19 protein-coding genes are annotated in these 19,280 nt (G+C 70.6%); 3 read left to right on the top strand and 16 right to left on the bottom strand.

Annotated elements, in window-relative coordinates; genetic code table 11:
* Positions 1-42: 42 nt before the first annotated feature.
* From AB0B35_RS17970 to AB0B35_RS17930, 9 genes are all read right to left on the bottom strand, one after another.
* Positions 43-558: an adenylyltransferase/cytidyltransferase family protein gene (locus AB0B35_RS17970; protein WP_361046501.1), complete on the bottom strand. Its 516-nt coding sequence runs from the start codon at positions 556-558 to the stop codon at positions 43-45.
* 258 nt (positions 559-816) lie between these two features.
* Positions 817-1,488 (bottom strand): DNA alkylation repair protein, encoded by a 672-nt coding sequence (locus AB0B35_RS17965; RefSeq protein WP_361046498.1) that lies wholly within the window; start codon positions 1,486-1,488, stop codon positions 817-819.
* A 115-nt stretch (positions 1,489-1,603) separates the two neighbouring features.
* The gene (locus AB0B35_RS17960) at positions 1,604-1,951 is read right to left on the bottom strand and encodes a hypothetical protein (RefSeq protein ID WP_361046495.1); all 348 of its coding nucleotides are present in this window, start codon (positions 1,949-1,951) and stop codon (positions 1,604-1,606) included.
* A gap of 44 nt (positions 1,952-1,995) precedes the next feature.
* Positions 1,996-2,601: a hypothetical protein gene (locus tag AB0B35_RS17955; protein ID WP_361046492.1), complete on the bottom strand. Its 606-nt coding sequence runs from the start codon at positions 2,599-2,601 to the stop codon at positions 1,996-1,998.
* Positions 2,602-2,672: 71 nt separating this feature from the next.
* Positions 2,673-3,461 (bottom strand): polysaccharide deacetylase family protein, encoded by a 789-nt coding sequence (locus AB0B35_RS17950; RefSeq protein ID WP_361046489.1) that lies wholly within the window; start codon positions 3,459-3,461, stop codon positions 2,673-2,675.
* 137 nt (positions 3,462-3,598) lie between these two features.
* The gene (locus AB0B35_RS17945) at positions 3,599-4,036 is read right to left on the bottom strand and encodes a thioesterase family protein (RefSeq protein WP_361046486.1); all 438 of its coding nucleotides are present in this window, start codon (positions 4,034-4,036) and stop codon (positions 3,599-3,601) included.
* A gap of 10 nt (positions 4,037-4,046) precedes the next feature.
* A complete protein-coding gene (locus AB0B35_RS17940; RefSeq protein WP_361046483.1) occupies positions 4,047-4,676 on the bottom strand; it encodes a TetR/AcrR family transcriptional regulator in 630 nt (209 codons plus the stop codon).
* 149 nt (positions 4,677-4,825) lie between these two features.
* Positions 4,826-5,728, bottom strand: a complete 903-nt coding sequence (locus AB0B35_RS17935) for a hypothetical protein (RefSeq protein WP_361046480.1) — start codon at positions 5,726-5,728, stop codon at positions 4,826-4,828.
* 79 nt (positions 5,729-5,807) lie between these two features.
* The gene (locus AB0B35_RS17930) at positions 5,808-6,845 is read right to left on the bottom strand and encodes an SPFH domain-containing protein (protein WP_361046477.1); all 1,038 of its coding nucleotides are present in this window, start codon (positions 6,843-6,845) and stop codon (positions 5,808-5,810) included.
* Positions 6,846-6,941: 96 nt separating this feature from the next.
* On the opposite strand from AB0B35_RS17930, the gene AB0B35_RS17925 reads away from it, so the two are divergent.
* Entirely contained in the window at positions 6,942-7,619 is a 678-nt protein-coding gene (locus tag AB0B35_RS17925; RefSeq protein WP_360523647.1) for an NUDIX domain-containing protein, read from the top strand.
* A gap of 116 nt (positions 7,620-7,735) precedes the next feature.
* Here AB0B35_RS17925 and AB0B35_RS17920 read toward each other — a convergent pair whose 3' ends face one another.
* Positions 7,736-8,740: an NlpC/P60 family protein gene (locus AB0B35_RS17920; protein ID WP_361046474.1), complete on the bottom strand. Its 1,005-nt coding sequence runs from the start codon at positions 8,738-8,740 to the stop codon at positions 7,736-7,738.
* Between the two features lie 44 nt (positions 8,741-8,784).
* Positions 8,785-9,612 carry a LamG-like jellyroll fold domain-containing protein gene (locus AB0B35_RS17915; protein WP_361046471.1) on the bottom strand — a complete coding sequence of 276 codons (828 nt, stop codon included), beginning with the start codon at positions 9,610-9,612 and terminating at the stop codon, positions 8,785-8,787.
* Between the two features lie 183 nt (positions 9,613-9,795).
* Between AB0B35_RS17915 and AB0B35_RS17910 the strand changes: the two genes are divergently transcribed.
* The gene (locus AB0B35_RS17910; protein WP_361046469.1) at positions 9,796-11,769 is read left to right on the top strand and encodes a peptidoglycan recognition family protein; all 1,974 of its coding nucleotides are present in this window, start codon (positions 9,796-9,798) and stop codon (positions 11,767-11,769) included.
* Positions 11,770-11,834: 65 nt separating this feature from the next.
* On the opposite strand, the gene AB0B35_RS17905 is transcribed toward AB0B35_RS17910, so the two are convergent.
* The 5 genes from AB0B35_RS17905 to AB0B35_RS17885 form a co-directional block, all read right to left on the bottom strand.
* Positions 11,835-12,827, bottom strand: coding sequence for an NlpC/P60 family protein (locus AB0B35_RS17905; RefSeq protein WP_361046466.1), 993 nt, complete (start codon positions 12,825-12,827; stop codon positions 11,835-11,837).
* 278 nt (positions 12,828-13,105) lie between these two features.
* Positions 13,106-14,116 (bottom strand): hemolysin family protein, encoded by a 1,011-nt coding sequence (locus AB0B35_RS17900; RefSeq protein ID WP_361046463.1) that lies wholly within the window; start codon positions 14,114-14,116, stop codon positions 13,106-13,108.
* Positions 14,109-15,383: a hemolysin family protein gene (locus tag AB0B35_RS17895; RefSeq protein ID WP_361046460.1), complete on the bottom strand. Its 1,275-nt coding sequence runs from the start codon at positions 15,381-15,383 to the stop codon at positions 14,109-14,111. The genes AB0B35_RS17900 and AB0B35_RS17895 overlap by 8 nt, the downstream gene beginning before the upstream one ends.
* Positions 15,384-15,698: 315 nt before the next feature.
* Positions 15,699-17,861, bottom strand: a complete 2,163-nt coding sequence (locus AB0B35_RS17890) for a (Fe-S)-binding protein (protein WP_361046457.1) — start codon at positions 17,859-17,861, stop codon at positions 15,699-15,701.
* A gap of 233 nt (positions 17,862-18,094) precedes the next feature.
* Positions 18,095-18,358 (bottom strand): cell division protein CrgA, encoded by a 264-nt coding sequence (locus AB0B35_RS17885; protein ID WP_360523624.1) that lies wholly within the window; start codon positions 18,356-18,358, stop codon positions 18,095-18,097.
* A 115-nt stretch (positions 18,359-18,473) separates the two neighbouring features.
* Here AB0B35_RS17885 and AB0B35_RS17880 point away from each other — a divergent pair, with 115 nt between their 5' ends.
* Positions 18,474-19,277 carry a DUF881 domain-containing protein gene (locus tag AB0B35_RS17880; protein ID WP_361046454.1) on the top strand — a complete coding sequence of 268 codons (804 nt, stop codon included), beginning with the start codon at positions 18,474-18,476 and terminating at the stop codon, positions 19,275-19,277.
* The last annotated feature ends 3 nt before the right edge of the window (positions 19,278-19,280 follow it).

Raw genomic sequence — 19,280 nt, 5'->3', positions numbered from 1 at the left:
GAAAAGCCCAGGTCGGAAGCGATTCCGAGCCTGGGCTTTCGTTTACTCCGGCATCGGCGACGATCTGGCGGGCCGTCCACGGGCCACTGACTCATCACGGCTCCCACGCCGCATTCGCGAGTCGGCCGCGTCGAGCACCCGCTGGATCAGCTGGGTGGTCGAGATACCTCCCGTACGCCGAACGTAAGTGAGTTTCCCGGCAGCCGCAGCCGGCCCGTATACGAACTCGGCCGCCTCTGGCGACAAGTCGTCGCCGTGTACCACGGTGGTGATCCCGTGCTCGGCAAGAAACCCTTCGGTCACCTGGAACGGGGCGTCCTCAATAACCTCATCGACGTACCTGCACGACTCGATCACGGCGACACGCTCGGCAAGGGTCATGATGGGACGACGCTTGTAGGAGGCTGCGGTGTCGTCCGACAGCACGCCGACGACGAGCCAGTCACCATGGCGGCGCGCCTCCCGGAGGAGAGAGACGTGGCCCGCGTGGAACAGGTCTCCAACCATGTCGACGTAGACCCGCGATGTGCCGGCCGCACGCACGTCTGGGTTCTCCACAACTATTCACCTTCTCCTTCTCCCACACCAGTCGCGGTCGCTTGCCGTTCTGCCGGACGAAACCTGCGAGGAGCGCGCACCGGCAGATCCGTGCGCCCGCCGAGGGAAGCCACGCTGATCCAGCTCCAGCTTGTCGGCCTCGCTGAGGCACGGGCCGACGTCGACCAGTACGGGCAACTGCGTGCGATGTGGCGCACGAGACCCGTCAGCCAGCACGCTGACCTTCGAAGCGGTCTGCTGACCTGCTCTCGCGGCCGATTACCTGTCCTGCTGCCGACGCACCATCTCGGTGATCCAGATGGGGGCGAATGGGGACGTGCAGTTCGGCGGGGTCGGGTAGTCCTTGAGAACCTCCAGCCGCTCGCCGATGTCGAGGGCGCGGGCGCGGAGTTCCGGGTGCTCGATCCCGAGCTGGGCCAGGCAGTGGTTCATCGCCCACTGCAGGCGGTCCGGGGCGTCCTTCATCTCCGCCTCGATGGTGTCGAGCAGCCCGCCGAGGTCGAGACCCTCGGGTTTCTTCGCCACGCGTTCGGTGGTCAGCGCCCAGCCGGCGCTGGCGACCACGGGATCCGGGTCGGCGAACCAGGCCACCCGCAGCTCTTCGGCGTGTGCGCTCTTCTTCACCACGTAGTTCACGAGCCAGTCGTGCACCTTCGGTGTGCGCGCCTCGCGCAGCATGGCGTCCAGCTCGGCGCGCTCGAACGCCTTCGGGCGGCAGATCAGGAGCGCCAGCAGCCGTGCCGCGGTGTCGCCGGTGTCCCAGAGCCGCCGGGCGAGTTCCTGCTGCGTCTTCAGCCGCTTCGCAACCTCCCGCAACTTGCCGAGGTTCACCCCGTGATCGTCGCCGTGCTTCTCGTTCACCTGGCGGACCTTCGGGTCTTCCAGCGCGGCCAACTCGGCCATCACCTCGGCCACCGTCGTCTCGGCCACCTCAGCCTCCTCTCCGCCACGGACGGGCTCCAGGCTACGAGGAAAGCACGGACCACCACGTGGTCGGCAAGCGCATGGGGCAGGTTGCCGCAAACCGTCCTCGGGCCGGTGCGGGTCAGCGGCCCGCCGGTGTGGAGTTGTCGTGGCAGTAGGGCGTGGTGGGCACCCCGGGTGGCGCGGTGTCCGTGAGGAAGCCGAGCGCGAACATCACCACGAGGGCGACCATGCCGAGGATCGCACCGAGCGCGAAGTTGCGGGACTCCGCCGAGTCGGTCGTGAAGAACGTGGACACGGCGCCCATGAACAGGATGGCGCACGGAACCACGCCGAGGCATGCGGCGCTGAGGTACCACGCCCGTGCGCAGTTGCCGAACTGTGCGGGTTGCAGCAGGAACATCAGGACGGCCGGTGACAGTCCGACCAGGACACCCATACCTCTGCGCAGCCATTTCGACGCCCCCATTGCGGGGACGCTACGACATTCCGGCGGACGCGTGGGGGCGGCCGTCAGGCCGCGGACGCCTCCAGGGCTGCCCTGATCCGGTGGAACTCCGCCTCGATCTGGGCGGCGGGCCTCTTGTAGGTGAACACCACGACACCGACGAGCGTGTCCGTGGCCCAGGCGCATACCGGGAAGTCGGCCCCACCGCCGTCGGCCAGGCCGCACTCGATCTCGGCGGCCGGACCGACCGCCTCGACCTTGACGGTCGAGCCCATGGTCAGCCCCGGATTGCGCCGGTCGGGGACGGGGCGCAGCGATTCGAGCGCCGTGACTAGGGCCGCCTGCCGGCCCGCGACCTGCGTCGCCACCACTCCGGCCAGCACGATCCCCTTGCCGCCAGGATCCTTGTACGAAGCCCCGACGGCCGACTCCCCCTCCGGGAAGGCGTACACGAGCACGGCCTGCAGGTCCTTGCCCCAGTCGTCCTTGTCAGCGACGATCATCATCCGTTTGCCGTCCAGGTCGAGGGGCAGCGCCACGTGGCGGGCAGACGGCGACGGGGAGGCCACGACCGCCGGTTCATCTGCGGACGGCGAACAGCCGGTGCCCAGGACGGCCATCGCGCTGAGGGCTGCGGCGCATACGCCGATCCGGAAGGCGGCGCGGGTCATGGACTGCTCCGATCGCGAAAGGTGGCCGGAGCCTACAAAACATTGATCGCCGGCGCGCTCCCCCGCCCGGCTCAGCCTGCGAGCACCTCGGACAGGGTGGCCGGTTTGAGGCCACGCTCGGCGAGGCCCTTGAGGATGTGCGGGAGCGCTTCGTCGGTGAACTGGGCGTTGGCCTCGGTGACGTGCAGGATGATCACGGAACCGGGCTTGACCTTCTTGAGGACCGCGTTCACGATCGGCCGCCAGTCGGTGGCGAACGGGTCGCCGCTGACGACGTCGCCGTCGACGACGGTCAGGCCGAGCGAGGACATGGCGCGCAGCGCCGCCCGGTCGTGGCACAGGCCGGGGAAGCGGAAGTAGCGGGTCTGGCGTCCGCCGTACCGCTCGATGATTTTGAAGGTCTTCGCGACGTCCTCGGTCATCGTGGCCGCGGGGATGCGCGGCAGGGTGTAGCAGTCGGCGGTGAAGGCCTGGTGGCCATAGGTGTGGTTGGCCAGTTCGAAGCGGGGGTTGCCGGCGAGGCGCTCGGTCAGCGCGGGGTAGCGCTGCACCCACTTGCCGGTCAGGAAGAAGGTGGCCGGGATCTTGTCGCGCTCCAGCATCTCGATGATCCGGACATTCGCGTACGACTTGACGCGGCCGCTCTTGAGCTGGGCCAGCATGCTGTCGGTCATGTCCGCGTCGAAGGTGAGCGCGACGAGGTTGCCGGTGCGCGGCCCGTGGTTCACGACCGGCGGCAGCAGACCGGGCTTGGTCTGGCCGGGCCGCCCCGGGCGGGCGCTCGGTGACGCGGACGGGCTCGGCGCCACCGACGGTCCCGGCGTGGCCGACGCGGCGGCGCTGCTGGTGGATGCGGCCACGAAGGCCGGTTCATCCGTTTCTGCACCGCATGCGGCCAGTAGGAAGACTGCAGCAAGCAGCGCGGGTACAGCCGAGGGGAGGCGCACGCGGCAATGATCGCAGCAAGCGGGCCGTCCGCGCCGCCCCTCCCCGGAACTCAGCGCAGCAGGCTGCCCGCGATCTCGCGGCCCTGCGGGGTCCACGGCGCGGGGCGGCCGGTGCGGTCCATCTTGACCATGACCCGGCGACCGTCGGCGAAGACGGTTCCGCCGTCCTCGGACAGGAAACGGAAGCCGTAGACGGCGCTGGTCTCGCCCATGCTGTCCAGCCAGAAGTGGACCAGGATCGGGCCGGTGCCGCGGACCGGAGCGTGGTAGGTGATGGTGAACTCGCGCACCGCGGCGATCATGTCGGGGCTGCTCGGCGCGCCGTCGCGGAAGCCGTAGCCGTGCTCGGCCCAGAACTCCGACATGGCCCGCTCCAGGATCAGGGCGTAGCGGGCGTTGTGCATGATGCCGACGATGTCGAGGTCGTCGATGTGGACGACGGCCCGGCGGACCGTGCCGGTGGTGGTGTCGAGGGTGGCGGTGGTCATCTCGGGCCTTTCAGTCGTACGGCAGCAGGTCGGGGTCGGTGGCGAGGCCGCGCAGGCGGGCGAGCACGGCCTGGCGGGCGTCGTCGGGGCTGCGGGCCAGCAGGCGCGAGTGCAGCAGCGCGGCGACACCGGCCGCGTCGACCTCGAAGGCCAGCCGCCGGGGCACCGTGTCGGCAGGCAGTTCGCCCAGCTCGACGGCCTCGGTGACGAGGCGCTCCAGCAGCGTGATCCACTCCGCGAGCACCGCGGCGAGCCGATCGGGCACGACGCCCGTGCGGCCGGTCGACTCGAACTCGGCGATGGCGAAGAAGCAGCCGCCGGGGAGCACCCGCTCGCTGTAGAAGGCCAGGCGCGACTCGTGCAGCGCGAACAGGCGGCGCAGGCCGCGGGGCCGGTCCAGGGCCGGGCCGACGACGCGGCGGGCCCACTGGTCGCGGGCGTGTTCGATCGCGGCGAGCTGCAGTTCCTCCTTGGAGGACCAGTGCGCGAAGAGCCCTGACTTGCTGACGTGCAACCGGTCGGCGAGCTGGCCCAGGGACAGGCCGTCGAGCCCTGCCTGGCTGGCCAGCGCCACGGCGGCGTCGAGCACCGCGGTGCGGGTGCGCTCGCCGCGGGCCAGCCGCCCGTCCGTTCCGGTCATGGAGCCAGGCTATTAAGAAGACCGATCGGTCGTACGGTTTTGTGAGGCGACTCACGGAGTTCGTGCTCGTCGCCGCAGCTCAGCCAGGCCGCGATGATGGGAAGGGCACCTTCACAACGCTCCGCGTTGTGAAGGTGCCCTTCCTTTCCTCAAGGGACGACGAGGGTGAGGTGGCGGGTGCCGGTGGCGATGGTGATGCGCTGGCCCCAGGCAAGTACGAGGTGGTCCGATTCGACGCCGTCGGCGAAGGCGACCAGGCGCTCGCTCTCGCTGGTCAGGGTGAGGCGCTGGCCGGAGCCGACACGTCCGGCGGTGAGGCGTGCGCCGGTGGCAGGCGAGGGCCAGGCTTCGCGGACGAACCAGCACAGCTCGGACGCGTCCGGGCCGGGCAGGGTGTTCGCCAGGTCGCGCATCAGGGCCACCGACGCGCACCAGCCGGTGGCACCCGTACCGGTGCCGACCAGCACGCCTGACGACGAGTGCCGCTCCTGCTCGCCCTGCGGCGTGGTGAGCAGGTAGCGGGAGGACTGGTGGCTCTGGTGGCCGATGTAGATCTCGTTGAGGCCGGCGAGCTGCTGGCCGTCGTCGAGCGTGGCCACGGCCATCGCGCGCGACTGCGTGGCGGCGCGGCCGGCGAGCACCGCGGGCAGCAGGCCCGCCACATCGCGGGCGGCGAACCGGGCCAGGACTCCGGGGTTGCGCTCGGGCTCGGGGTTCACGCCGAGCACCGGCTGCCCGGCGAGATACTTCGCCGCGTTCGCGACCAGCCCGTCCTGCCCGACGGTGACCACGATGTCCTCCGGCGCGAACAGGAAGCGGGACAGGTCGTCGCGGTGCACCTGCCCGCGCCGCCAGTCCGCCGGCAGGGCGGCACTGACCGTGGCCAGCGCCGCCTCCTGCGCGGCGTGCCGCGCCTCCACCTCGGCGATCTCCCTCCCCCGTTCCTTCAGGAAGTAAGCCGCAGCGGCGCGCGTGCCGTGGCGGCCCAGCAGCTCGTCGAGCTCACTGCGCCGGGAGACCACCACCACCCGTGGGGCCAGCGTCGCGCTCATGCCTCCTCCTCCTCGCTCCGCTCGTCGTCAGCACGAGGACCAGCCGACACGATTCGCTCGCCTCGCTCGCTCATGCCGCTCAGCGGTCCGACGGGCCCGCGCCGAAGCGCGAGAGCAGGCCGGTGACGACGTCGGGCGTGACGGTGAGCTGGCCGATCTCCGGGAGCTGGCCGGCGAGCTCGCGCAGCGCCAGGCCCTGCAGCACCGCCGGCGGCAGGTCCCGGTACGCGGCGAGCTTGGCGGCCTCGGCCTCGCCCTGGGCGACGCCGAGTGCTCGCACACCCGCGGCCTTGGCCTCGGCCAGCAGCTGCTCCTTCTCCGCCTCGGCGGCGTTGAGCAGCTTCTCGCGCTCGGCCTTGCCCTGCGCCTCGACGAGCTGGGCGGCGGCGACGAGTTCGGCCTTGCGCCGGGTGTTGGCACCGTTCTGCTCGACGAGCTGCTGCTCGCGCCGGGCCAGCTCGATCTTGTTCTGGAGTTCGTTCTCGGCGATGCCGCGCTCCTGCTCGACGGCCTGCGCCCGGCGGGCGAAGGTGGCCCGGTCGGCCTCCACCTGCACCGCCTCCCGGGTCGGGGTCTGCAGCGCGCGCTCCAGCTCCGGCTCCGGCCGGATCGCCACCACGCGGGCGCTGACCACCTGGACGCCCAGGTCGGTCAGGCGCGGCTCGGCGCCCAGCGCCGCCGACACCGCCTCGCGCACCGCGGCGACCTCGCTCAGCGCCTCGGCTAGCGGCAGCCGGGTCAGCAGATCGAGCGCGGGCTGCTGGGCCAGCTCGGCCAGCAGGGTGGCGATCTGGTCGAGCGGCCGGGCCCGCGCGGTGCCGAGGTAGGGGTCGATCGAGAAGTCCAGCCGGCCGACGGCGACGGCGGGGTCGGCCACCCGGTAGGTCACCGTGGCCTGCACGGTGACGTCGGTGAAGTCGCTGGTGCGGGCGTGGAACAGCAGCGGCAGCTCGCGGTCGTCGACCGGCACCTCACTGAGCACCGCGGTCAGCGGCCGGTACCAGAAGGCCAGGCCGATGCCCTCCCGCTTGGCCCGGCCGCGGACGCTGTGGCGCACCCAGTTCGTCGGCGTGCTGCGCAGGTGGCGCAGGAAGAAGCGCTTGGACACGTCAGCCATCGTGATCGTTCTCCTTCGGAGGATTCCCCGGTCCCTTTTTCGTCATGATGACGATAAGCTTCGTGATACATTCTCGTCAAGGTGGTGATAAATCAGATGGCCGACTATCCAGCGTTCTCCGTCACAGCCGACCTGGTGGTGCTGACGGTGCAGGACAACGAGATGCGGGTCCTGCTGGTGCGCCGGGGCATCGAGCCCTATCGGGGGCAGTGGGCGCTGCCCGGCGGTTTCGTGCTGCCCGACGAGGACCTCGACGCGGCCGCCGCCAGGGAGCTGCGCGAGGAGACCGGGCTGACCGCGCCGGTGGGACACCTGGAGCAGCTGGCCAGTTACGGCGCGCCCGGGCGGGACCCGCGCGGCCGGGTGGTGACCGTGGCCTATCTGGCGCTGCTGCCGCACCTGCCCGCGCCGGTCGCGGGCAGCGACGCGGAGGGCGCGGCCTGGACGGCGCTACCGGTCCCGGAGCTGGCGTTCGATCACGCGCGCATCCTGGCCGACGGGGTGGAGCGCGCCCGCGCCAAGCTGGAGTACTCCCCGCTGGCGACGGCGTTCTGCCCGCCCGAGTTCACCATCAGCGAGTTGCGCGAGGTCTACGAGACGGTCTGGGGCGCCCGGCTCGACCCCCGCAACTTCCACCGCAAGGTGACCAGCACCCCCGGCTTCATCGAGCCCGTCGGCCGCAGCATCGCCGCCGAACGCGGCCGCCCCGCCCAGCTCTTCCGCCGCGGCCCCGCCCGCCTCCTCCACCCACCCATGCTCCGCCCCACCCCCTGACCCCCGGCCCCTGCCGCAGCTCTTAAAAAGTCGCGGCCTCAGAGGGTGTCTGAGGCCGCGACTTTCAAGAGTTGCGTCGCGGGTGAGGCCGGGCCGGAGGGCCGGGCAGGGTGGGGTCAGGAGGGGCGGCCGAAGCTGTGGATGGGGGCGGCGTCCATGCGGCGCATCGCGATGGGTTTGCCGGTCTGGGAGGCGTGGACGATCCAGCCGTTGCCGGCGTACATGCCGACGTGGTGCAGGTCGCTGTAGTAGAAGACCAGGTCGCCGGGTTTGAGGTCGGCGCGGCTGACGGACTTCACGGCGGCGCGCTGGGATCGGGCGTTGTGCGGCAGGGAGACGCCCGCCTGGGCCCAGGCGGCCTTGGTCAGGCCGGAGCAGTCGAACGTGCTCGGGCCGTCGTCGCCCCAGCCGTACATCTTGCCGATCTGGCGGCAGGCGAACTGGACCGCCTTGCCGGCCGGGCCGCCGGGGTACGCCGTCGGGCAGGGCACGGGGGCGAGCTCGCCGGTGCCGGCGCCGCTGCCGTACGCCTGGAGCCGCAGCTTGTTCAACTTCGCGATCTCCGCCTCGATGGACTTGGTCCGTGATCCCTGCTCCGCCTCGGTCTTGGCGAGCTGCGCGATGGTCTCGTCCAGCGGCTGCTTCACCGCGTCCAATGCCGCCTTGGCGGTGAGGGTGTCGGCGATGCGGGCCTTCTTGTCGTGGGCGAGCTGGTCGAGCACGACGAGCCGCTTCGCCATGACACTGGCGTCACCGCTGCTGAGGAACGCGTTGACCTGGGCCAGGGTGCCGCCGCGATAGAGCTGGTCGGCCAGCACGCCGATGCGCGTCCGGGTGGCCTGCACCTGCAGCTCCAGGGGCGCGAGCTGCGCCTCCAGTTCGGCGGCCTTCTTGCGCTGCTTGGCCAGCTTCGCCTTGGTGGCGTTGTGCTCCTCGATGACCGGCTCGAGCTTGGCCCACTGCTCGTCGATCTGCTTCTCGATCTCGGCGGGGGTCGGTGCCGCATGGGCCTGTGCCGCTGGCGCGAGCAGGCCCAGCAGGACGACGCCGACCGTCAGCAGGCCGCGGCGTATTCGTGGTGCGCTGGGAAGCCCCGCGTGGGGCCGATTATGGCTACACACGGGGATTCACGTTAGGCAAGACCGTTACAAGAACGCAAGGGCCTCTATCCGATCGCGACGAACAGGTCGTCGAGCGTGCCGTGGAACTGGTCGTTGTTCGGGGCGACACCCTTGCCGCCGATACGCAGCGGGGCGTCGTTGGAGATGTTCAGGTCGGCCGGGATGGCGGCCTCGCCCTGCGCCACGCCGTCCACGGTGATGCGCAGTACTGCCCCGTCACGTGCGCATTCGACGGTGTGCCAGGTCCCGTCGGCGATCCCCTGCGTCGCCTGCGCGACGTGGATGACGTTCTTGCCGTTCTGCGGACCGGCCACGACGCAGGAGGGCATGCCCTTGGCACCGTCGACCTGGAGCTTGAACTGAGTGCCGAACTGCGAGTAGCCCTTCTGCAGCACGTTCGCGCCCTTGGCCGTCTCCTCGGGGGCCATCAGCACCGCCGCGCCCCAGCGGAACGCGCGCAGTCCGGGGTTGAGCGCCGGGTTCGCGCCTGCGTCGAGGATCGCGCGGGGGCACTGCTTGTCGTCCTTGCTCGCGCACGGACCGGGGAAGCGCACCGCGAAGTCGCCGTCGCGCGGCACGAGGGAGACGTCGCCGCCGGTCTGGCTCTCCTCGCGCACGGTGAGGGTCCCGGCGTCCGAGCCGACCACGCGGGCCTGCTCCAGGCCGTTCGCGAAGTCGAACACCACGCCCTCGCCGATGGCCTGGGCGGACGGGCTCGGCGCGGCCGCGCTCGGACTGGGCGCCGCGGACGGCGACGCCGGGGTCGCGGTCGGAGGCTCGGGCTCGTCGCCGGTCAGTTGCACCACCAGGACCGTGGCGACCACGGCCAGTAGCACCAGTCCGGCAATGATCGCGGGCCATTTGAATCGCATTCGCTCATATTTACCAGAGCGGCGTCATCCCCGGACACCCGGTGAACAGCCGTAGCACCTGGCGGAACGGCCCACCCGAGCGATGAAGATTAGTTTCATATTGGCAACGCGCATCGGTAACTATTGACTAACCGTACGGCCGAGGGCAGGGTGACCGCATCGGACACTCGAAGGGAGCCGTACGTGTCACCCCGAATCCCCCTGCGCCGGCTGGCGCTGCTCACCGCGGTGGGTCTGGGGCTCGGCGCCGGCGTAACGCCGGTGGCCGCCCAGGCCGAGTCGCCACCCACCCGGCAGGACGACTACCTGGCGGCCGCCCAGGAATACGGCGTACCCGTGGACGTGCTGCTCGGTGTCTCCTATCTGGAGTCCCGCTGGGACGCCAACGCGGGCACGCCCAGCACCTCCGGCGGCTACGGCCCGATGCACCTCACCGACGCGGCGTACGTCGCCGCGCTGGCTCCGGCCGCCGAGCCGGAGTCCGAGCCCGCCCCCGAGGAGGACTCCCGGGGTGACGACAGCCGCCCGAAGGCGGTCGGCCACCCCGACGGCACCCCGGCTCCGGCCGAGGCGGCGCTGCGCACCCTGCCCGCCGCGGCGGAGCTGACCGGCCTGTCCGCCGAGACGCTGCGCACGGACCCGGTCGCGAACATCCGCGGCGGAGCCGCACTGCTGGCCTCGTACCAGCAGCAGTTGAACGCGCCGCAGGGCGCGGACACCGACCCGGCGGCGTGGTACGGCGCGGTCGCCCGCTACTCCGGCGCGGACACCGAGCAGGCCGCGGGCGCGTTCGCCGACGAGGTGTACGCGACACTGCGCGACGGCGTCGCCCGCACCACCGACGAGGGCCACGCCCTCAGCCTGACCCCCCGGTCGGTGACCCCGGTCAAGGACTGGCTGATCCGGCTCGGCCTGCGCAAGCTGGCCCGCCCCGACGGCATCGAGTGCCCCATCGACATCTCGTGCGAGTCGCTGCCCGCGCCGTACGAGGCGTTCGGCGACGGCGACTACGGCAACCACGACCTGGGCAACCGGCCGCAGTCGCAGCGCATCGAGTACATCGTCATCCACGACACCGAGGCGAGCTGGGCCACGACCCTGAAGCTGGTTGCCGACCCGACCTACGTCAGCTGGCACTACTCGCTGCGCTCGGTCGACGGGCACATCGCCCAGCACGTGAAGGCCAAGGACGTCGGCTGGCACGCGGGCAACTGGTACGTCAACGCCAAGTCCATCGGCCTGGAGCACGAGGGCTTCGCGGCGCAGGGCGGCTGGTACACCGAGGCGCTCTACCGCACCTCGGCGAAGCTGGTCCGGCACCTGGCCCTGCGGCTGGGCATCCCGCTGGACCGCAAGCACATCATCGGACACGACAACGTGCCCGGCACCATCACCTCCACGGTCGCCGGCATGCACTGGGACCCGGGCCCGTACTGGGACTGGTCGCACTACTTCGACCTGCTCAAGGCCCCGTTCCGGGGGCTGCCGGAGCCGCTGGCGGGCCACGCCGGACTGGTCACCGTCAACCCCGACTTCGCCACCAACAAGCCGGCGTTCACCGGCTGCACCGGCGCGGCGAGCAACCCGTGCCCGCTGCGCTCCAGCTCGTCGGTCATCCTGCGCAGCGCGCCCGAGCTGACCGCCCCGCTGGTCCGCGACCCGGGCCGGTGCGGCACCAAGGCGAGCACCATGGTGGTCAGCGACCACTGCGCACGGGCCTCGGCGGGTCAGACGTACGCCGTCGCCGAGCGCACCGCCGAGTGGACCGCGATCTGGTACCTCGGCCAGAAGGCCTGGTTCCGCAACGCCGACGCGGGACCGCTGTGGAACGTCGGGTTCGTCGTCGAGCCGAAGCCGGGCCTGGCGAGCATCCCGGTGTTCGGCCGGGCCTACCCGGAGGCGGCGGCCTACCCGGCCGGTGTGCCGGTGCAGGCGGTCAGCCCGCTGGCCCAGTACACGATCACGGCCGGGCAGCGGTACGCGGCCGGGCCGGTGCTCACCGGTGAGTACTACCGCGCCGCCACGTTCGACGGATCCGGTCCCGGTGACCGCACCGTCATCCGGGGCGAGCAGCAGTACGTGCAGATCCAGTTCGGCCAGCGCATCGCGTACGTGCTGCGCGCCGACGTGGTGCTGAAGCCGGCCGTGTCGTTCTGACCCGTCCCGGCGCAACGAGAAGGGCTCCCCGCCGTTCGCGGGGAGCCCTTCTCCGTGCTGAGAGGTCAGTAGGCCCGGCGGTAGCCGGCGACCGGCATGACATCGATGTACTGCATCCGCACCACGTCGCCGGTGTGCGGTGCGTGCACCATCACCCGGCGGCCGTTGACCGTGCCGACGTACATGCCCACGTGGTGCAGGTCGCCGTAGAAGAAGACCAGGTCACCGACCGCGGGCGTGGACACCTTCGTCGTCTCGCCCCACTGGTCCTTGGTGTAGTGGGTGAGGCTGACGCCCGCCTTGCCGTACGCCCACTGGGTCAGGCCGGAGCAGTCGAAGCTGCTCGGACCGGCCGCGCCCCACACGTACGGCTTGCTGATCTGCTTGCAGGCCCACGCGGCGGCGGTCTGGCCCTTGCCGGAGCCCATCTGCGCCGGGCAGGCCGCGCCGATCTTCAGCGAGCCGCCGGAGCCGCCGGTGCCGTACGCCTGCGTCCGCAGCTTCTGCAGGCGGCTCATCTCGCCCTCGATGACCTTCTTCTTCGCGGCCAGGTCGGCGTCCTTGAGCTTGGTGTCCGCGATGGCCTTGTCCAGCGTGGCCTTCTCGCCGTCGTACTTGGCCTTGGCCTCCGAGGTCGCCGAGATCTGCTCCTGCTTGCCGTGCGCGATCTGCTGCAGCATCATCAGCTGGTCCGCGAACTGCTTCGGCGAGCCGCTGCTCAGCAGCGCGTTCACCTCGGCGCTGCGGCCGCCCTTGTAGTACTCGGCGGCGATGACGCCGACCCGGGTCCGGGTCACCTCGACGGTCAGCCGCAGCGGCTGCAGCTTCGTCTCCAGGCCGGCGGCCTTCTTCTGCAGCTTGACCAGCTCGCTGTGGACCTTGTTGTAGTCCTCGACCAGCGGCTCGAGCTTCTCCCACGTCTTGGCGATCTCAGCCTCGATCTCGCTGATCGACGGCTCGGCGTGTGCGGGCAGGGCCGGCGCGACGCCGACGAGCATGGCTGCGACCAGCACAAGCGCACGGGTGAGCGTGCGCGACGCGGTACGGAGGGGGGTCACCGGAGCTCCTTTTCCGCCGACCGCGACCGGTGGAACAGGGGGTGAACCCGGGCGCGGTGTCCGGGGCGGGGTCGCGAGGGGTCACAACCCGGCGTACGCACCAGACGGTCACCAACCCTAGAAAAGAAGGTGAGCCGGTTTCAAGCCGGAAGCGAGACAACTTCGCTGAGCTGCCCTGATGTCACTCAGCGTGCCCCGGAGAAGGCGGTTCGCGCCGCCGCCGACAGCCACGCTGACCTGCGCAGGTGTCGGCGGCGGTCACGCAGCGTCAGGACACCTCATACCGCCGAGGCCATGATGGCGTTGAGCACATCGTCGAGTGTCACCACACCCACCGGCAGCTGGCCCTCGCTCACCAGCACGATGTGCCGCCGCTCGCGGCGCATCGACAGCAGCAGCTCGGCCAGCGAACGGTCCGGCGGCACGACCGCCAGCGGCCGGACCAGACCGCCCGGGATCGGCTCGCGGCGGCTCGCGCCCTCCAGCCCGATCACGTCCTTGATGTGCACGAAGCCCAGCACCCGCCGGGTGCCGCGGGCCACCACCGGGAACCGGGACCGGCCGGTGCGGGTCGCCAGCACCTCCAGCGTGGCCGGTGACGTGTCGTCGGTGACGATGGTGACCGCCGACCACGGCCGCAGCGCGTCCGCGGCGGTGCGCTGGTGCAGCGCCAGCGCGCCCGCGATCCGCGCGTGCTGCTCGGGGTCCAGCAGCCCCTCGGTGTGCGCCTGCTGCACGAGGCCCGCCAGCTCCTCGGCGGTGAACACGGTCTTCACCGCGTCCGCGGCCTCGACCCGCCACAGCCGCAGCACCTTACGCGACGCCCACTTCATCGCCACCAGCAGCGGTTTGGTGGCGATGCAGAACGCCAGCATCGGCGGGCCCAGCCAGAGCACACTCTCCTCCGGCCCGGCCAGCGTGATGTTCTTCGGCACCATCTCACCGATCACCGTGTGCAGGAAGACCACGACGAGCAGCGCCAGCACGAAGGCGATCGGGTGCTGCATGTTCTGCGGCAGGTTGAGCGCGTGGAACAGCGGTTCGATGAAGTGCGCCAGCGCGGGCTCCGCGATCGCGCCCAGCGCCAGCGAGCACAGCGTGATGCCCAGCTGCGCGCCGGCGATCATCAGCGGGATCTGGTTCATCGCCGACAGCGCCCAGGCCGCCGGGCGCGAGTGCTGCGCCTTCGGCTCGATGACGGTACGCCGGGAGGCGATCAGCGCGAACTCCGCGCCGACGAAGAACGCGTTGCCCAGCAGCAGCGCCGCGGTGATCAGCAGTTCACTCATCGTCGTCGCCCGCCAGCCGGACCAGCCGCACCTGCTCCACCCGGTGCCGGTCCATCTCCACCACGGTGAACTCCCAGTCGTTGGCGACCAGGGCGTCGCCGACCACCGGGATCCGGCCCAGCTCCGCCATCAGGTATCCGCCCAGCGTCTCGTACGGGCCCTCGGGCAGCCGGAACCCGGTCTGCTCGTCCAGCTCGTCCTCGCGCAGCATCCCGTCGACCAGCCAGGTGCGCACCCCGCCCGGCACGGTCACCTCGATCGAGCCCGACTCCTCCTCCTCGGCGGTGTCGTGCTCGTCCGCGATCTCGCCGACCAGCTCCTCGACCAGGTCCTCGATGGTGACGACACCGTCGGTGCCGCCGTACTCGTCCACGACGATGGCGAAGTCGGAGCGGCTCTCCCGCAGTGCGGCGACCACCTTGTCCAGGTCGAGCGAGGCCGGGACCAGCACCGGTTCGCGGGCCACCGCGGCGACCGTGGTCAGCGAGCGGCGGGCCGGCGGCACCGCGAGCGCGTCGTTGACCGACACCACGCCGGTGACCGTGTCCAGCGTCTGCTCGTACACCGGGAAGCGGCTGTGGCCCGTCTCCCGGGCGGCTTCGAACAGCTCGGCGACGGTGGCCGAGCCGGCCAGGCCGACCACGTCGATGCGCGGGGTCATCGCCTCGGCCGCGTGCTTGTCGCCGAAGCGGACCGTGCGCTGCAGCAGCAGGGCGGTCTCCGAGGGCAGCGCGCCGGCCTGCGCCGAGATCGCGGCCAGCAGGCCCAGCTCCTCGGGCGAGCGGGCGCTGGCCAGCTCCTCCTGCGGCTCGATGCCCATCCGGCGGACCAGCCAGTTGGCGGTGCCGTTCAACGCGAAGATCAGCGGTTTGAAGATCCGGGAGAAGACCCGCATCGGTCCGGCCGTACGCAGCGCCACCGGCATCGGGCGGGACAGCGCCGCGTTCTTCGGCACCAGCTCACCGAAGAGCATCGAGAACAGCGTCGCGATGGCCAGCGAGATCACGTGGCTCAGCCCCGGGGGCGCGCCCAGCGGTTCGACCAGCGGGCGCAGCGCCGGCTCGGCGAGGTAACCGGTGAGCAGCGCGGTCAGCGTGATGCCCAGCTGCGCGCCGGAGAGCTGGAAGGACAGCTCGCGCAGAGCGCGGCGCACCGTGCGCGCCTGGCGCTCGCCGCGGTCGGCCCGCGTGTCGATCTCCGCCCGGTCGACCGTGACCAGCGCGAACTCAGCCGCCACGAAGAATGCGGTGCCGACCGTGAGCAGCACGAAGAACAGAATGGGCAGGATTGCCGACAACGCGTCGATGGCGAGATCACCTCAGCGCCAGATTGTAGTCAGATCCACCCAACACCTCTCCGACCACCGGCGCGACCCCGTCCGGCCCCGGCGCGGCGCGCCCGCGGCCTCCTTGATCATCGGACTTGCCTGGCACCTGTGCGTATCAACGCGCAAGATACGCACAGGTGCCCGGCAAGTCGAGCGATCTTGGTGCGGGTCCGGACCCCACCGGACGCTGCATGTCAGGACTGAGCCGGACACGCATGTCCGCGGCGCGCGACGGACTCGCTTGGCCCGGTCCCGTCAGGCGGTGGGGGTCGGCTTGACGGAGCGGAGCAGGACCGAGGCGACGTCGATGACCTCGACCTCCTCCTGGCCCTTGGAGCGCACGCCGTCGGTGATCATCGTGGAGCAGAAGGGGCAGCCGACCGCGATGGTCTTCGCACCGGTGGCCAGGGCTTCCTCGGTGCGCTCGACGTTGATGCGCTTGCCGATGCGCTCTTCCATCCACATTCGCGCGCCGCCGGCGCCGCAGCAGAACGAGCGCTCCTCGCGGCGGCCCATCTCCAGGATGCCGGTGCCCGCGGTGGGGGCGGTGCCCGCGCCGATGGCGGCGCCGAGGACCTCGCGCGGCGGGGTGAAGACCCGGTTGTGGCGGCCCAGGTAGCACGGGTCGTGGTAGGTCAGCCCGCCGTCGACCGGCGCGACCGGGGTGAGCTTGCCGGTCTTGACCAGGTGCGCCAGCAGCTCGGTGTGGTGGACGACCTCGACTTCGAGCCCCAGCTCCTTGTACTCGTTGCCGATGGTGTTGAAGCAGTGCGGGCAGGTCGCGACGATCTTCAGCGCGCCCGACTCCTTGATCGTCTCGACGTTCTGCTGGGCGAGCATCTGGTAGACGAACTCGTTGCCGATGCGCCGCGCCGGGTCACCGGTGCAGGTCTCGTTGTTGCCGAGGATGGCGAAGGAGACCCCGGCCTCGTTGAGCAGCGTCGCGACCGCGCGGGTGGTCTTCTTCGCCTTGTCCTCGAACGCGCCGGCACAGCCGACCCAGAACAGGTACTCGAACTCGTCGGTCTCGCCGACCCGGGGCACGGCGAAGTCCAGGCCCTTGGTCCAGTCCTCGCGGGTGTTGGGCGGCGCGCCCCAGGGGTTGCCTTTGTTCTCGAGGTTGCGCAGCATCGCCCCGGCCTCGGACGGGAACGACGACTCGATCATCACCTGGTAGCGGCGCATGTCGACGATGTGGTCGACGTGCTCGATGTCGACGGGGCACTGCTCGACGCACGCGCCGCAGGTGGTGCAGGACCACAGCGCGTCGGGGTCGATGACGCCCAGCTCGGCCGCGCCGCCGATCAGCGGCCGTTCGGCCTCGGCCAGGGCGAGCACGTTGACGCCGGCGAGCTGCTCGGCGGTGCCCTTCTCCTCGCCGGACAGGTCCTTGCCGCCGCCGGCCAGCAGGTAGGGGGCCTTGGCGTAGGCGTGGTCGCGCAGGCTCAGCACGATCAGCTTCGGCGACAGCGGCTTGCCGGTGTTCCAGGCCGGGCACTGCGACTGGCAGCGGCCGCACTCGGTGCACGTGGAGAAGTCCAGCAGGCCCTTCCACCCGAAGTGCTCGACCTGGGAGACGCCGAAGGTGTCCTTCTCGGGGTCGGCCTCCTCCAGGTCGATCGGGGCGCCGTTGGAGGTCATCGGCTTGAGCGCGCCGAGGGCGGGCGCGCCGTCGGCGTGACGCTTGAAGTAGATGTTGAAGAAGGCCAGGAAGCGGTGCCAGGCCACACCCATGGTGGGGTTGAGGCCGATGGTGATCGCCCAGCCCATGGACACCAGGATCTTGATCAGGGCGGTGATCGTGATCGCGGTCAGCGAGGCGGGCAGGATTGCGCCGAGCGCATGCGAGAACGGGGTGGCCCACACCGGGTGGTGGAACAGCCCGGACGACACCTTGAAGCCGCGGATGAGGAAGCCCAGCACCAGCACGGACAGGATGACGTACTCGACGAAGAACGCCTGCCACATCGTCGAGCCGGCGAAGCGGGAGTTCGAGGTGCGCGACGGCAGCTGGCGCAGGCGGATCACGATCAGCACGATGATCGCCGGGATGCCGAGGATGCCGATCCACTCGGTCACGAACGCGAACACGTCCCAGCCGCCGAGGATCGGCAGCTCCCACTCGGGGTTGACGACCTCGAAGTAGGCGCCGGCGACCAGCGTGGACAGCACGATGAAGCCGATCATCACCAGCCAGTGCGCCGCGCCGACCACGGACCACTTGAACATCTTCGTGTGGCCGAAGGTCTCGGTCAGCATGGTCTTCCACCGGGCCGCCCGCTGACCCGAGCGCGTGGGATCGGGCTGGCCGAGCCGGATGACGGCGAGCATCTGCCGCACCGCCCGTACGACCAGCGCCACCGCGACCGCGGTCACGGCCACCGCGATGACCGTACTGACGATCTGAACGCCGCCCATACCCACGCCTCCCTGCGTCGGAACAGCCCTGTGTATAAACCCCACCGCAGCCTACGCCCTAGTTACCGTTCAGTAATGTGAGGGTTGGCACAGCGCTGCCCTCACCCTAGGCCAGCGGCAGGTCACCGGGGCCGCGGACAGCTCCGGACAGCATCCGGGGTCACGGCCCCCCACGCAGGTGCGCAGAAGGCCGCGACCCCGGATCGCGAGCTATCGTGGTCGGCTGCGGAAGCTCAGCGCCACTTCGAGAGGAGGCCGAGCGCGCCGACCATGGCGCCGAAGCCGACGGCCAGGTTCCAGTAACCCCAGCCCGCCACCGGGTACAGCGTTTCGGACAGGTAGTACACAACCAGCCAAGCGATGCCGAACACGATCAGACTGACCGCGGTGATCGGCAGCCAGATCGGACTCGGCTTCTTGTCCGTGGCGGTCGACGAGGGCAGCACGTCGGTGGGCGGCGTGTAGATCTTCTTCTTGCGGACCTGCGACTTCGGCACGGTTGTCTCCTGGAGGGGCCCTGCCCACACCGGTCGATGACCTAGGGCATGGGCCTGAATAATGTTCGACAGATAGCGTAGTCAGATCGTCGCGTTTTGGCACGGAGGGGGAGTGGTGGAATACACATCCGGCACCTCGTCATGGCGGAAAGCCGTGCTCCGGGTCGGGCGCGCGTTCAATCCCCTGCCCGGCCATCGCCGCAGCGGGTGGACCCTCGGCGTGCCGCTGATCGCCGCCACCGCGGGCCTGCTGTTCACCGTGAGCGCGACCACCTCCCAGGGAACCACGCTACGCGAGGACAACAGTGTTCGGCTGGATCAACTGGTGGGAAAGAAGGAAGCCGAGGTCGGCACGTACGTCCGCGACGTGAACCAGCTGCGCGCCGACATCGACGCGCTGGCCGGCGCGCAGGCCGGCGGCGACGGCCCGCTGTCGGCCGAACGCACCCGCGGCGAGGGTTACCTGAGCGACGCCGGGATGACCGCGATGCACGGCCCGGGCCTGACCGTGCGCATGGACGACGCGCCGCCCGGCGGCAACGGCCTGTCCACCGGGGCCACGCAGGACGACCTGGTCGTGCACCAGCAGGACGTGCAGGCAGTGGTGAACGCGCTGTGGGCGGGCGGGGCCGAGGCCATGACGATCATGGGCGTACGGGTCGTCACCACCACCGCCGTGCAGTGCGTCGGCAACACGCTGCTGCTCGAAGGGCGGCGCTACTCCCCCGAGTTCGTGATCTCGGCGATCGGCGATCCGGCCAAGATGCAGGCCTCGCTCGACGCGGCCCTCGGCGTACAGGCCTTCCGGGACGCTGTACGCGCATACGGCCTGGGATATAGCGTCACCCGCGAGACCGACATCGTCGCTCCCGCGTACCAGGGATCGGTGCTGCTGCGCCATGCCTCGGTCCCGCGTTAGCAA

Source organism: Catellatospora sp. NPDC049133 (assembly GCF_040648455.1).
GTDB classification, from domain to species: domain Bacteria; phylum Actinomycetota; class Actinomycetes; order Mycobacteriales; family Micromonosporaceae; genus Catellatospora; species Catellatospora aurea.
Note: the sequence above shows the minus strand (reverse complement) of the source record. Positions and strands in the feature narration are given on the sequence as shown.